Source organism: Aeromicrobium sp. Leaf289, from assembly GCF_001423335.1.
GTDB lineage: Bacteria > Actinomycetota > Actinomycetes > Propionibacteriales > Nocardioidaceae > Aeromicrobium.
The window spans coordinates 1,280,577-1,295,024 of the sequence record NZ_LMNK01000002.1 but is presented as its reverse complement, the minus strand read 5'-3'; the positions used below and the strand labels follow the sequence as shown (position 1 = coordinate 1,295,024).

9 protein-coding genes are annotated in these 14,448 nt (G+C 67.8%); 6 read left to right on the top strand and 3 right to left on the bottom strand.

The window, feature by feature from the left end:
- Window positions 1–35: 35 nt before the first annotated feature.
- The gene (locus tag ASF37_RS10260; RefSeq protein ID WP_056580244.1) at window positions 36–248 is read left to right on the top strand and encodes a hypothetical protein; all 213 of its coding nucleotides are present in this window, start codon (window positions 36–38) and stop codon (window positions 246–248) included.
- A 28-nt stretch (window positions 249–276) separates the two neighbouring features.
- Here ASF37_RS10260 and ASF37_RS10255 read toward each other — a convergent pair whose 3' ends face one another.
- The 3 genes from ASF37_RS10255 to ASF37_RS10245 form a co-directional block, all read right to left on the bottom strand.
- On the bottom strand, window positions 277–1,680 hold the full coding sequence (locus ASF37_RS10255; RefSeq protein WP_235499975.1) for a GH1 family beta-glucosidase: 1,404 nt from the start codon (window positions 1,678–1,680) through the stop codon (window positions 277–279).
- Window positions 1,681–1,712: 32 nt separating this feature from the next.
- Window positions 1,713–1,892: a hypothetical protein gene (locus ASF37_RS10250; RefSeq protein ID WP_056580242.1), complete on the bottom strand. Its 180-nt coding sequence runs from the start codon at window positions 1,890–1,892 to the stop codon at window positions 1,713–1,715.
- 76 nt (window positions 1,893–1,968) lie between these two features.
- Window positions 1,969–3,231, bottom strand: a complete 1,263-nt coding sequence (locus ASF37_RS10245; protein WP_056580240.1) for a uracil-xanthine permease family protein — start codon at window positions 3,229–3,231, stop codon at window positions 1,969–1,971.
- Between the two features lie 154 nt (window positions 3,232–3,385).
- On the opposite strand from ASF37_RS10245, the gene ASF37_RS16880 reads away from it, so the two are divergent.
- From ASF37_RS16880 to ASF37_RS10225, 5 genes are all read left to right on the top strand, one after another.
- On the top strand, window positions 3,386–4,747 hold the full coding sequence (locus ASF37_RS16880) for an N-6 DNA methylase (RefSeq protein WP_162239954.1): 1,362 nt from the start codon (window positions 3,386–3,388) through the stop codon (window positions 4,745–4,747).
- A 28-nt stretch (window positions 4,748–4,775) separates the two neighbouring features.
- Window positions 4,776–5,936: a DUF262 domain-containing protein gene (locus tag ASF37_RS10235; RefSeq protein ID WP_082506469.1), complete on the top strand. Its 1,161-nt coding sequence runs from the start codon at window positions 4,776–4,778 to the stop codon at window positions 5,934–5,936.
- The gene (locus tag ASF37_RS16875) at window positions 5,933–6,916 is read left to right on the top strand and encodes a hypothetical protein (protein WP_162239952.1); all 984 of its coding nucleotides are present in this window, start codon (window positions 5,933–5,935) and stop codon (window positions 6,914–6,916) included. The genes ASF37_RS10235 and ASF37_RS16875 overlap by 4 nt, the downstream gene beginning before the upstream one ends.
- Before the next feature lie 192 nt (window positions 6,917–7,108).
- Window positions 7,109–9,646, top strand: a complete 2,538-nt coding sequence (hrpB, locus tag ASF37_RS10230; RefSeq protein ID WP_235499974.1) for an ATP-dependent helicase HrpB — start codon at window positions 7,109–7,111, stop codon at window positions 9,644–9,646.
- 173 nt (window positions 9,647–9,819) lie between these two features.
- The gene (locus ASF37_RS10225; RefSeq protein WP_056580234.1) at window positions 9,820–14,361 is read left to right on the top strand and encodes a Calx-beta domain-containing protein; all 4,542 of its coding nucleotides are present in this window, start codon (window positions 9,820–9,822) and stop codon (window positions 14,359–14,361) included.
- Window positions 14,362–14,448 lie beyond the last annotated feature (87 nt).

The following is a 14,448-nucleotide window of genomic DNA, read 5'->3' as shown; positions in this document are numbered from 1 at the left end:
GGCGCATCCAGGGCTCTGCCGTTAGCGTCTGAGCCATGTTCAAGCACGGGCCGAAGCACTACCGAGCGTTCTACCTGTCAGGCTTGTGGGCACTCGTGATGGTGCTGGTGGTGATGGTGCTGCAGTTCACGGGTCAGACGATGGCCGCGAACATCGCGTTCTCCATCGGAGCCGCGGGTTCCGTCCTCGGCCTGCTGATCACCGCGATGTACTACCGCCTCTCCAAGCGCGAGCGTCGCCCCAAGTGATCTCGGTCCTTCGGGCAATCGGTCACGGTCAGTCGGGACGCTGGGACGCGATGACCGCCCGGTAGGCCTTGAAGGAGTCCTTCGGCGTGCGCACGAGGGTGTCGTAGTCGACGTGCACGAGACCGAAGCGCTGGGAGTAGCCGGCGGCCCACTCGAAGTTGTCGAGCAGGGACCAGTGGAAGTAGCCGCGCACGTCGACCCCGGCGTCGCGGGCGTCGAGCACGGCGGCCAGGTGGTCGAACAGGTAGCGGGTGCGGCGCTCGTCGCGCACGTGGCCGTCGCTGCCGGGCGCGTCGGCGTAGGAGGCGCCGTTCTCGGTGACGTACACGGGCGGGAGCGCGTCGCCGTAGCGCCCCTTCAGGCCGACGAGCACCTCGGTGAGACCTTCGGCCACCACGGGCCAGCCGAAGTCGGTGCGCTCGCGGCCGTCGATCTCGTGCAGCGAGAACGGCAGGTCGGCCGGCAGCGGGAGCCCGTCGCTGGCGGCTTCGCTGCTGGCACCAGGGGGTCCGACGAGCTGCGGGTTGTAGTAGTTGACGCCGAAGAAGTCGAGCGGGGTGGCGATGACGGCGAGGTCGTCGTCGCGGTAGCCGCTGAACCCGGCCTCCATGCCCTCCCAGGGCCAGCGGCCGAGGAGCACGGGGTCGACGAAGAGGCGGTTGTAGAGGTCGTCGAAGAAGGTGGCGGCCTGCTCGGTCTCGTCGGTGTCGTCGAGGCGCCACACGGGCACGTGGTTGTTGACGATGCCGACGGGCCCGGTGCCGGCGGCGCGCAGGGCCTGCACGGCACGGCCGTGGGCGAGCAGCTGGTGGTAGGCCACGGGGAGGGCGTCGAAACCGAGGGTCTTGCCGGGGGCATGCACGCCGGCGCCGTGGCCGAGCAGGGTGACCACGACGGGCTCGTTGATCGTCATCCAGCGGGTCACGCGGTCGCCGAGACGGGCCGCGACGACGGACGTGTAGTCGGCGAAGCGCTCGGCGACGTCGCGGTTCTCCCACCCGCCGAGGTCCTCGAGCCACTGCGGGGTGTCCCAGTGGAAGAGGGTGGCCGACGGCTCGACGCCCGCGGTGAGCAGCGCGTCGACGAGCCGGTCGTAGAAGTCGAGGCCCTCGGGGTTCACGGCGCCACTGGGGTCGGGCTGGATGCGCGACCACGAGAGCGAGAAGCGGTAGGCGTCGACGCCGAGGGAACGCAGCAGGCCGACGTCCTCGAGGTAGCGGTGGTAGTGGTCGCAGGCCACCTCGCCGGTGTCGCCGTTCTCGACGCGACCGGGCTGCGCGGTGAACACGTCCCACGTGGACGGGGTGCGTCCGCCGACGTCGACGGCGCCCTCCACCTGGTACGAGGCGGTGGCCGTGCCCCACGTGAAGTCGGAGCCGAAGGCGCCGGCAAGGCGGCCGAGGGACAGGTCGATGGGGTCGGTGTCGCTCACCCGTCCAGTCTGCCCCTGGATCGGGTCGGTCGTCAGGTGCGGCGACGTCGGCTGAACGCCTCGGCGAGGTCGATCGCGCCGACGATGGCCAGCACCAAGCCGAACGGTCGGCCCTGGAACCAGAAGAGCTCGGTGTCGGAGAAGGCCAGCGCCAGCACCGCGCCGGCGACGACGAGCACGACGCCGAGGGCCAGCTGGAAGGTCGGGTTCATGCCCTCACGCTAGGCAGGCCCGCTCCCCCGCAGCATCGGCCGAAGGGATGAGCCGCGGGGTTCTTTCGACGTCGGCTCAGGGCGTCTGGCGCTGCTTCTCGATGAACGTCATGACGTGGAAGACCACGAGCGCGGCGATGGTGCCGAGCGCGATGCCGTTGAACACCATGTCGCCGACCTTCAGCTCGGGGTTGCCGATGCCGATCACCAGGGCGATGCCGGCGGTGAGCTGGTTGACCGGGAGGGCGAAGTCGACGTTGTTGTCGATCCAGATCTTGATGCCGACGATGCCGATGAGGCCGTAGAGGGCGATGGTGACGCCGCCGAGCACGCCGGTGGGGATGGTGTTGATGAGGGCGCCGATCTTCGGCGAGAACGACAGCAGGATCGCGATGGCACCGGCCACCCAGTAGGCGGCGGTGGAGTAGACGCGGGTGGCGGCCATGACGCCGATGTTCTCGCCGTAGGTGGTGGTGCCGGATCCTCCGCCGGCTCCGGCGATCGTCGTCGCGAGGCCGTCGGCGAACAGCGCCCGGCCGGTGCGCTCGTTGATGGACTCGTCGTCGGTCAGCTGCGCGACGCTGCGCACGTGGCCGACGTTCTCGGCGATGAGCACGAGCACGACGGGCAGGAAGGCGGGGATGAACACCCAGCTGATCTCGGGGGTGCTGAACGCGGGCAGGCCGAGCAGGTCGGCCTTGCCGACGGGGTCGAAGTCGAGCGCACCGGTGACCCCGGCGTAGACGTAGCCGGCGACGACGCCGACGATGATCGACAGCCGACCGATGAGGCCCTTGAACACGACGATGGTGAGCACGAGGACGACGAGCGTGATGACCGCCATCCACGGCCCGGCCTTCGCGTTGTTGACTGCCGTGGGCGCCAGGTTGAAGCCGATGAGCGCGACGATGGAGCCGGCCACCACCGGCGGCATGAGGGCGTTGATCCACCCGATGCCGGTCTTCATGACGATCGCGCCGACCGCCGCGAGGATCACGCCCGTGACGACGATGCCGAACATCGCCACCTCGATCGACGCCCCCGACGCCGCGACCGCGCCGATGGGCGCGAGGAACGCGAACGACGACCCGAGGTAGCTGGGCAGCCGGTTCTGCGTGAGGACGAGGAACAGGATCGTGCCCACGCCGGAGAAGAACAGCGTGGCGGTGACCGGGAACCCGGTGATCGTCGGCACCAGGAACGTCGCACCGAACATCGCCACCACGTGCTGCGCACCCAGCCCGATGGTCCGCGGCCACGTCAGCCGCTCCCCCGGTCGGACGATCTCGCCGTCCCGGATCGTCTTGCCGTCGTGGTGCAGGTTCCAGTTCAGGGGCATGGGGGGATTCTGGCGGAATCAAAACTCCCGGCAGACATCCGGTCCAAGAAGACCGGTGCCATCTCTTCCGGACACCCGACGAACGCGGAGCGCTGGACGACGCTCCCACAACCACAGAAACTCCCTCGTCCTCGTCCGCGGCTAAAGTATCGGCGTGGAGCCCCCAGTCACCGGTCCCGGCTCCAGGTCGGGCAGGTTCAGCACGCGCAACCACGGAAGTTTCTACACACCCGACTCGGTCGCCCGTGTGATGGCCGAGTGGGCGTCGCGCGCGCGCCCGCTCGGTACCTGCAAACTGTTGGACGCTGGCGCCGGCGGCGGCATCCTTGCCGAGACGGCACTGAATCTGATGACGCGGTCCTCCGACCTTGAAATACACCTGGTGGAGAGCGATCCTGTCATGGCGCGCCTGCTCGAAATTGATTCCCGCGACTGGTCGGGGGCTGAGCAAGCCCAGATCGTCACCCATGACAGGGACTTCTTCCGGTTTGCTTCCGAGATGCTCGATCGCGGCAGGCGCTTCGACATCGTCGTTACCAATCCGCCCTACCAGCAACTGAACTCCAGCTCAGCCGAGTGGAAATTCCTCCGATCGCTCGGAATCAAGGTATCGAATGCCTATGCCGCTTTTCTCTGGCTTTGCACAGATCTCCTTGCCGACGACGGAACTCTAATCGCACTTGTTCCACGCAGCTTCTTTAATGGAAAGCAGTTCGAGGCCTTGCGTAGACACATATTCAACAGAACCTCCCTTACTCGAGTCCACACGTTCGAGAGCAGGTCAGCCGTCTTTAAGCGCGACGATGTACTTCAAGAGACAGTGATAGTGGAGATCCGGAAGTCAATTCACTCACCGCCAACGATCAGACTCAGTTCGTCAAGCGGCCCCGACGTGAGTGATGATCAGGGCCGGCTGTTGCCAACGGATCAGGTCCTCTGGCCGAACGAGTACGGGCGAGTGATCGCAGTGCCCACTCAAACAGACCCTCCCGATCGCTCCTCATGGCCACTTCTTCCGAAGGCGTTTCCGACCCTATCGATCGCGACCGGCAGCGTCGTCGACTTCCGATTTCCACATGCCATCCGCCCCCATGGACAAGCAACAGACGGCTTCGTTCCCCTGATCGATGCCAACTTTGGGCATCTTAGAATCCGCGATAGTTCGCGGCGCCCACCCCGAGAGATCACCGTGAGCGACGAAACGCAACGCCACATTTTCCCCCCAGGCAACTACGTCGTCCTCAGGCGCTTCTCACCGAAGGAACAACGTCCGCGGTTGCGCCTGCAGGTGATTCGAGAATCTGACTGCTCGACCGAGGGCGTCGCCTTCGAGAACCATGTCAACGTGCTGCATTCGATGAAGCGGGGTCTGACCGATGAGACCCTGGAAGGGTTGCTCCCGTTTCTGCAAAGCGAGGACGCAAACTTGCAGTTTCAAGCAATCAGCGGATCGACGCAGGTCAACGTCAGCGACCTCAAGTTGCTTCGCGTGCCACCAAGAGATGGCAACATCTAACCACCAGTAGCGGACAAGGGAGCAGAGTGTGTCGGAGTCAGGGCAGACCAGGGTTGAGCGCAGGCCTACTACGCAGGACGTTTCTTGGTTCCTTGACTTGTCCCGGAACGGGCAATTGAACCTTGACCCGTCGTATCAGCGTCGAAGCGTTTGGACCGCCGGGGACCGCCGCTACTTTCTGGACACTATTTTCCGCAACTACCCTTCGCCAGCCATCTTCCTACATAAATCCATTAGCGACGACGGACAGGCCACATACCATGTCGTGGATGGGAAGCAGCGCCTGTCCACAATCCTTCAATTCGTCGCGAATAAAGTCTATCTGCCCAAAGATTTCGGTGACGACCGCCTGGATGGAAAGCGCTGGCGGGACCTCACGCCCGAACAGAAGAAAAGTTTGTGGGACTACCCAATCCCCGTGGAGCTTATCGATTCTATCGAGGCTCCGGTTATCAAAGATGTGTTCGCGCGACTCAACAAGAACTCGAGGAAACTGACGCGCCAGGAGCTGCGTCATGCTCGTTTCGACGGATGGTTCATCACTTTCGTCGAGGAGGAAGTCCGAGATGATCTATGGAAGGACCTGAAAGTTCGAACCAGCGCCAAAGAGAAGCGCATGATGGATGTACAGAACCTGAGCGAGCTTTGTGGCGTCGTTATCAAAAAGGACGTCACCGGTTTCGACCAATTTGCACTGGACGAGTTGTATGCCGACCACGAAGAGGCCGATGACGAGGCATCGAGTTTCGATCCCGAGGATTTCGGACACAAATTCCAGACCGCCAAAGATGCCCTTCGAGCACTCAATGAGCACGAACAGGCCGCGACTAGATGGGCGCAGCCGTTCGTTCACCTCTACTCTCTCTGGGCTCTCATCGTCCTCGAGCACATGTCGGACGATGATGCCCGCGCTTTCGCGCCGAAGTACGTCGCCTTCATGCAGCAGGTCGCGCAGTTCGAAATGCTGCCAGAGACTACCGTTGACTCACTCGTCGATGACGGATCCCTAGATCCCTCCCAAACTCACAGCGACGACGCGATCAGCTCTCTCCCCGAAGTTGCAGAGGGCCTGACAGGGGCGGATCTGAACGTGGCTCGATACAAGGCGTCCTCCGTCGGCGCATCGACAGAGCTTCCTCAGCGCCGAGAACGCCTCGAGACACTGCGACGGCTACTGAAGAGCTCGTGAAGGTAAGCCCGAAGATCCGGGCTGCGTTCGAGCAGCAGCACCGCATCAACAGCGAACTCGAGACACGCGTTTCGAGTGCGGTCGGGAGCCTAAAGGCCAAACACTGGCACTACGAGTCTCGGCTCAAGCAACTTGAGAGCTTCGCCGTGAAAGTGGAGTCAGGCATGGCCAAGGATCCGCTAGCGCTCGAAGATTTCCTAGCGTGTGTTCTGGTCGTGCCCAATTTGGCGGATCTTGCCGAAGCGGAGGAATTGATACTGGGTCGTTTCGAGCTTCGCGATCGACGTCCCACTGTGCACAATCGAACTTCGAAGAAACCTTCCGACTTCCCTTTCGACGACGTGCGGTTGTACCTTCGGTTCGGCACCGACGAAACGTTGCCTCCTACCGAAATGGACACGGTTGTATTTGAACTTCAGATCCGTACATTCCTGCAGCACGCTTGGACGGTGGCAACACACGATGTCGTCTATAAAACCGATAGATTGAGCTGGCCACGCGAACGGGTCGCCCACCAAGCGAAAGCCATGCTAGAGCACGTTGAGCTGGCGGTCACGAACCTCGAAGTGCTTGAGAATAGTCCGCCCTTCCCAGTAGACACCGACCATTTTGATGCCATCAACAGTATGATTGACGTGCTCGAAGAAAACTGGTCCGGCGATCAGTTGCCCACAGACAAAAAGCGATTGGCGACGTCACTCCTATCGACGGCGAAGAACGTTATCGGTGGGGATGATTTCGATGCCGTAACACGCACGTCCGAGATTCTCTCGACAGGCAGGGCCGCCCGCGGCGGAAGTCACAACCTTGATTGGTCTCCAGCACGCACTGTCCTCGAGTATCTGGCCGATGAAGAGTCGACCAAGTTGAAGAAGCGGTTGAAGAAGAACTCCCGCTCGAAGCTATACGTGCCAATCGATCTTCTTGAGCGACTGGGTCTGAGTCCTGCCGATGCCCCCGGGGCGACAACGATTGTCTGAAGGTCAGAAGTCGTGGCTTTCGTCGGCGGCGAACCGTCCTCAAAGACCTCCCCGTCATCCGCGATCGCACACAGTTGCGTCGCAAGACGGGAGCATGGGGGATGAGCGAGATGAATTCATCACGACACGTGGCTGCTCACCGTCCCCGGCCTCCCTTCTCGAGGCGTCGGGGTCACTAGGCACACTGCATACGTGTCTGACCCGCTCAACAGGCTGCTCGCCGCACCGCCCGACCTGCCGGTCGTCGCGGGACTGCCTGCGCTCGCCGACGCGCTCCGCAGCCGCGGGGTCGCGGTGGTCCAGGCTCCGCCGGGCACCGGCAAGACGACGTTGGTCCCGCCCGCGGTCGCTGTTGCCGTCGAGGGGAGGGTTGTCGTCACGCAGCCCAGCCGCATCGCCGCCCGCGCCGCTGCCCGTCGGTTGGCAAACCTGCTGGGCGAGCCCGTCGGGGAAACGGTCGGGTACTCCGTGCGCGGAGACCGGAAGACCAGCCGACGGACGCGCGTCGAGGTGGTCACCACCGGCCTGCTGCTCCGGCGGATCCAGCACGATCCCGAGCTGGCCGGCGTCGGGGCGGTCGTGCTCGACGAGGTGCACGAGCGCCACCTCGACGCGGACCTGACCCTGGCGCTGCTCATCGACATCCGCGCCAACCTGCGCGACGACCTGACGCTCGTCGCGATGTCGGCGACCATCGAGGCCGAGCGGACGGCTGCACTGCTCGATGACGAAAGCGCGGCGGCCCCGGTCATCGACGTCCCCGGCGCTCTTCACCCGGTCGAGTCGGTCTGGTGCCCGCTGCCTCCTGGCGCGCGCCGCACCGACGACCGCGGCATCACCCCGGCCTTCCACGACCACGTCGCGGCGACCGTCCGACGTGCGCTCGCCGAGCTCGAGGGCGACGTGCTGGTCTTCGTGCCGGGCGTGGGTGAGGTCGAGGCGACCATCCGACGTCTCCGAGATGTGCCAGCGGACGTGCACCCGCTCCATGGACGCCTGTCCGGCGCTGAGCAGGACCGGGCGCTCAGCGAGGGTCCGCGTCGTCGCGTGATCGTCTCGACCGCGGTCGCCGAGTCGTCGTTGACCGTGCCCGGCGTGCGGGTCGTGGTGGACGCCGGCTTCTCGCGCGAGCCGCGCACCGACCACCGCCGCGGGCTGTCGTCGCTGGTCACCGTCTCGGTGAGCAAGGCGGCCGCCGAGCAGCGGGCGGGACGAGCCGGCCGCCTGGGCCCTGGCGCCGTGCTGCGCTGTTGGTCGAAGGAGGAGCACGCGCACCTGGCCGACCACCCCGAACCCGAGATCGCCACCGCCGACCTGACGGCCTTCACCCTGGAGCTGGCGTGCTGGGGCAGCGACGACGTGCGCGACCTGGCGCTGCTCGACCAGCCGCCTGCCCATGCCCTGGAGACAGCGCGGCAGGTGCTCCTGGACTTGGGAGCGATCGACGAAGACGGACGGGCCACCCCACGCGGACGGGTGATGGCCGGCGTGCCGGTGGACCCACGGCTGGCACGGGCCCTCATCGACGGGGCCGGTCTCGTCGGGGCGAGGCGCGCGGCCGAGGTGGTGGGGATGCTCAGCGAGGACGTCCGCGCTCCCGGCGGAGACCTCGTCGCGGCACTCCGCTCGCTGCGCAACGGAGACCGGTCCGGCTCGTGGCGCACCCAGGTGAAGCGGCTCGAGGTGATTGCGAGAGAGCATCTCGACGGCAAGCGCGGTGGAGACGACGCACGAGCCCTCACGGACGACGTGGCGGTGGGCCTGGTGGTGGCCCTGGCCCACCCCGACCGGATCGCGCGCAAGCGCCCCGGCGGATCGAGCTACCTGATGACGGGCGGCACGGGCGCCGCCTTCGACCGCCGCGACTCCAGCTCTCTCGCCGGGCTCGAGTGGCTCGCCGTCGGCGACGCCGACCGTCGGTCCGGCGAGCGCGAGGCACGCATCCGGGCGGCGGCCCCGCTCACCGAGGACCTGGCGCTCGAAGCGGCCGGTTCACTGTGGACCGAGGTGGACGACGTCACCTGGTCCGACGGGCGAGTGCTGGCCCGACGACGCACGATGCTCGGCGCGATCGAGCTCGCGTCCGTCCCCATCACGAACCCGCCGACCGAGGCGGTCACCGCGGCCATCGGCGAGGCCCTGGAGAGCGAGGGCATCGGGCTCCTCAGGTGGTCGGAGGCGGCCACGGCGCTGCGCACCCGACTCGACTTCCTGCACCGTGCGCTCGGCGACCCCTGGCCCGACGTCAGCGACGAGGCCCTGACGACGAACCTCGACGCATGGCTGGGGCCGCAGCTCGCGCGGGTCCGCTCGGCGCAGGACCTCCGACGCATCGACGTCGGCGCGGCCCTCCGTGCTCTCCTGCCGTGGCCCGAAGCAGCCAGGCTCGACGAGCTGGCGCCCGAGCGGGTCGAGGTTCCCAGCGGCTCGAACGTGCGGATCGACTACGCCCAGGAGCAGCCCGTGCTCGCGGTCAGGCTGCAGGAGGTCTTCGGCTGGACCGCGGCGCCCACCCTCGCAGACGGCAGGGTCCCGCTCCTGCTGCACCTGCTCTCCCCCGCCCGACGGCCGGCCGCCGTCACGGCCGACCTGGACTCCTTCTGGGACAACGGCTACCCGGGGGTCAGGGCCGACCTGCGCGGTCGCTACCCGAAGCACGCGTGGCCCGACGACCCGCGCACGGCGCCGGCCACCCGACGGACCAACGCGTCCCGCGACCGACGACGATGAGACGTGAAGACATTCGTCCCAGTTTCACCCCCGGCGACCGCCGGGCTCGACTAGCCTGACCACGTCGACGCGCTCCATCGGGGACCGTGATTCGTCACGAACCCTGCACCACACGTCGACCTCCGCACGCACGATCGTGGGCCGAGGGCCGGTACCAACGATCGGAACCATGCATGAAGCAGCGCCGGGCAGTCTCCAGGACGGCCGCGCTCGCGGTCGCCGTCGTCACCTCGACCATGACGTGGATGGCGCCCGCCCAGGCCGCCCCAGCGCCACGACCTGTCGCAGCCGCCGTGGCCCCGGTGGCGGCCGTCCCGACCGCCAACCCCTGCGGCGCCACGGGCACCGACATGAACGGCACCGGATGCCGGTACGCCACGGTCGGCACCGACACCTTCAGGGCGCCGTACTACCAGCCGAACGTCACGTTCACGACGTACGGCGCAAGGTCGTCCGGCACCTTCCGCGAGTCCCGCGACTGGGGAGGCATGGCGCGGGGGACGCTGAGGCTGACGCCCGGCGCCGACTACCAGGTCAACGTCGGCGGACCCGCACGAGGTGACACGAAGCAGCTCGGCGGATTCAACGGCGGTGGCAACAGCGGTCGCACCTCCATCGAGTCCGGCTCACTCCTCACCGGCGCGCAAGGCGGAGGAGGCGCGTCCGACGTTCGCGAGGGCACCTACGGCCTGCTCGACCGCCTCATCGTCGCCGGCGGCGGAGGCGGCTTCAGCGGCTGCACGACCGAGGGATGCATCCAGGGCGGTGCCGGCGGCGGCGACAGAGGCTTCGACGGCGACAGCGGGGTCGGCTCGTCGGGCGGCGGGGGCGGCAGCCAGACACAGGCCGGCCGGTCCCCCGGCGCAGCAGGCAGCGCCGGTCGGGGCTTCGGTGGGTCGGGCGCCTCGGGACCGCTCGCGATCTCCGACCCTGGCGCCGGGGGAGGCGGCGGCTACTTCGGCGGCGGTGGAAGCGACGTGGTCTTCGCCGTCAACCCCTCGGGCGGCGGCGGAGGCAGCGGCTACATCACGCCGCGCGCCACCGACACCTCGTCCAAGACCGGTGGCCAGGTGGACGCCTATCCCCTCCCGACCGACCGTCTCGACATCCAGGGCGAGAAGGACGGCCGTGGCCTCGTGACCGCCACGTGGCCGGGCGGTCCGGTCTCGGCGAACGTCACGGTGACCGCGAGCCCCAGCGGTCCGGTCGACCCCGACACGATCGTGACGTTGACCACCACGGTGACGACCTCCACGGGCGTCACGCCGGTGGGCAACATCCGCTTCGTCGACTACACCAAGGCCAACGGATCGACGAGCCCCGACGCGCCCGGAGCCTGCCCGTGCTCCAACATCACCGGCGACTTCATCGACAGCACCCAGAACGGCACGTACGTCAAGCGCGTCCGGGCCGGTTCGCTGCCCTACGGCACCGACCACGCGATCGTCGCGATCTTCGACGACCGGTACGGCGAGATCCCGCAGACCAGGTCCGCCCCGGCCACCTACTCGGTCAACGTCCCCCCTCCCCCGGGCGTCGATCTCGGCCTGACGCTCACCGGAGCTCCCAACCCGGTGAAGTCCGGCTCCGACCTCACCTACACGCTCGACGTCAGCAACTACTCGACCACCGCGGCGACGTCGGTCAAGCCCGACGTGTTCGTGCGCAACGTCTTCGGCAACGACGTCGTCCTCGACCTCGCCAAGACCTCGTCGTTCTGCCGGACGACGATCGACGGCGCCACGGCCGTCACCTGCGACTTCGGCGACCTCGCCGCCGGCGCGACCGAGAGCGCGACCATCGTGGCGAGACCGCTGAAGGTCGGGGACCAGGTCGCCTCCGCGAGCCTCTTCCGGCCCGCTCAGACCGACCCGAACCCGGACAACGACTCCATCGAGATCTCGACCGTGGTCGAGGCGGCCGACCCGCCGCCGCCGACCGACCCCTCGGCCGACCTGTCGGTCTCCGTGCAGGCCCCCACCCGGGTGGACGACGGCGACGGCTTCCTCTACAAGATCGGCAGCTACAACGCCGGCCCCGACACCGCGAGCGACGTCACCATCACCGACGTCCTGCCCGACGGGGTCACCTTCGACCCCGACACGACCTCGCCGGAGTGCACGAACGACGCGGGCACCGTCACCTGCGACGCCGGTGACTACGAGCCCGGACGGATCAAGAACGTGACCATCGGCGTCACGGCCGACCAGGTCGGCACGGTGTCCAACACCGCGACGATCCAGGGCGACCTGGACGACCCGAGCTCGGCCAACAACTCCTCCACCGCGACCACGGTGGTCCGGACCCCGCCGCCGACGACGGACCTGTCCATCGTGAAGACCGCGCCGTCGCGGGTGGTGTATCGCGCCGACCTCGTCTACGAGATCGCCGTCACCAACAACGGGACGGATGCTGCGGCCGAGGTCGAGGCGACCGACGTGCTGCCGGAGGGGACGCGCTTCAAGTCCGCCGGGACGTCGTCGGCCTGCCAGCCTGACTTCCTGCAGCGGGTGGTGACGTGCGACTTCGGCACCGTCGCCGCCGGCGCGACCGAGACGGCCGAGATCGTCGTCGTCTCCGACGTGTTGCGTCGGGTCTCCAACACCGCGACGGTCGCTGGCGATACCGCCGACCCGGACCCGACGAACAACTCCTCCACGACGTCGACGCTCGTGCAGGACCCGAACTCCCCGGCCGACCTGTCCATCAGCAAGTCCGCGGGTGTGCTGCAGGCGGAGGTCGGCGACGACATCACGTACGAGCTCGAGGTCGGATACGCGGGGCCGGCCAACACGGCGGCCTTCAGGGTGACGGCGATCGACGAGCTCCCCGACGGGGTGACCTTCAAGCGCGAGGGCACGTCGGACGCCTGCACGGAGGTCTCGGGCACCGTGACCTGCGACCTGGGTCAGATCTTCGGCGGGACGTCGAAGATCGTCGAGATCGTCGTCACCGCCACCCGGGCGGGCACGGTGTCGAACACCGCCACCGTCGAGGGCCTCGGCGTCGACCCCGATCCGACGAACGACGAGGCGACGGCGGTCGTCCAGGTGACCGCACCGCCGGAGCCGGGCGCTCTCGGCTTCGCGACCTCGGACGTCGAGGTCGACGAGGGCGGCACCGCGACCGTCACCGTCGAGCGGACCGGCGGGACCGACGGCTCCGTGAGCGTCGACTACGCCACCAGCAACGGGACCGCCGGATCGAGCGACTACACCTCCTCCGCCGGCACCCTCACGTTTGCGGACGGTGAGACGACCAAGACCTTCACGGTCGCGACCACGCAGGACACGGCGGTCGAGTCCGACGAGACCGTCACCCTGACGCTGTTGAAGCCCACCGGGGGCGCCACCCTCGGCGGCGACGACGCGACCGTCACGATCATCGACGACGACGAGGAGCCCGAGCCCCCCGTGGAGCCGGGAACCGTCGGCTTCGCAGTCACCAACACCGACGTCGACGAGGGCGGCACCGCGACCGTCACCGTCGAGCGCACCGGCGGATCCGACGGCGAGGTGACCGTCGGCTACGCCACCAGCAACGGGACCGCAGGGTCCGGCGACTACACGTCGGCCTCGGGCACCCTGACCTTCGCCGACGGTGACACGACCAAGACCTTCACGGTCGCGACCACCCAGGACACCTCCGTCGAGTCCGACGAGACCGTGGACCTGGAGCTGCCGAACCCCGGCGGTGGCGCCACGCTCGGCGACGCCGATGCGACCGTCACCATCATCGACGACGACGAGGAGGAGCCCGAGCCCCCCGTGGAGCCGGGGACCGTCGGCTTCGCGGTCACCAACACCGATGTCGACGAGGGCGGCACCGCCACCGTCACCGTCGAGCGCATCGGTGGCACGGACGGCGACGTGACGGTCGACTACGCCACCAGCAACGGGACCGCCGACTCCGACGACTACACGTCGGCGTCCGACACGCTCGCCTTCGCGGACGGTGAGACGTCGAAGACCTTCGAGGTCGACACCACGCAGGACACCCGGGTGGAGGCCGACGAGACCGTCGACCTGACCCTGTCGAACCCCACCGGCGGCGCCACCATCGGCGACGGCGACGCGACCCTGACGATCACCGACGACGACGAGGAGGAGCCCGAGCCGCCGGCGGAGCCGGGAACCCTCGGCTTCTCGGCCCAGGACTACCCGGTCCAGGAGGGTGAGGCAGCCACGATCACCGTGACCCGCACCGGCGGGAGCGACGGCAGCGTCTCGCTCACCTACGCGACCGACGACCCGACCGCCGGGGCAGCTCGAGCCGCCGGGGCAGACGGGTACACCCCGACCACCGGCACCCTCACCTTCGCCGACGGCGTCACCTCGCGGACCTTCACGGTCCAAACGACCGATGACGACGTCGACGAGCCGGACGAGACCATCGAGCTCAGCCTGACGAACGCCACCGGCGGCGCCACCCTCGGTGACGCCGCCGCGACCATCACGATCACCGACGACGACCCCGCCGTCACCGATCCGGGCGACGGCACGGATCCCGGCGACGGCACGGATCCGGTTGACGGTGGCGACGGGACTGATGCTGGAGCCGGCGGTGCGGGCAGCGGCGTCGGCACTCGCGGCGACCCCGCCGCCTCGGCCCTCCCCGAGACCGGTGGCCCGAACGTCGCCCTCCCAGTTCTCGGCGCCCTGCTCATGCTCGCCGGAGCCGCCTTGACCGTCGGTCGACGTCGGCGGGACGCGTAGCCGACGGGTCCCACGCCGACTGCGGGCCCTGTGAGGGCCAGAGCTCGCTGAGCAGGAGCCGGGTCTCGGCCGTTCATCCCACCGCCG

What these genes read in the sequence shown, in the direction of transcription:
- ASF37_RS10260 (WP_056580244.1), top strand. Translation starts at nt 36, where the DNA reads ATGTTCAAGCACGGGCCGAAGCACTACCGAGCGTTCTACCTGTCAGGC.
- ASF37_RS10225 (WP_056580234.1), top strand. Translation starts at nt 9,820, where the DNA reads ATGAAGCAGCGCCGGGCAGTCTCCAGGACGGCCGCGCTCGCGGTCGCC.
- ASF37_RS10245 (WP_056580240.1), bottom strand. Translation starts at nt 3,231, where the DNA reads ATGCCCCTGAACTGGAACCTGCACCACGACGGCAAGACGATCCGGGAC.
- ASF37_RS10250 (WP_056580242.1), bottom strand. Translation starts at nt 1,892, where the DNA reads ATGAACCCGACCTTCCAGCTGGCCCTCGGCGTCGTGCTCGTCGTCGCC.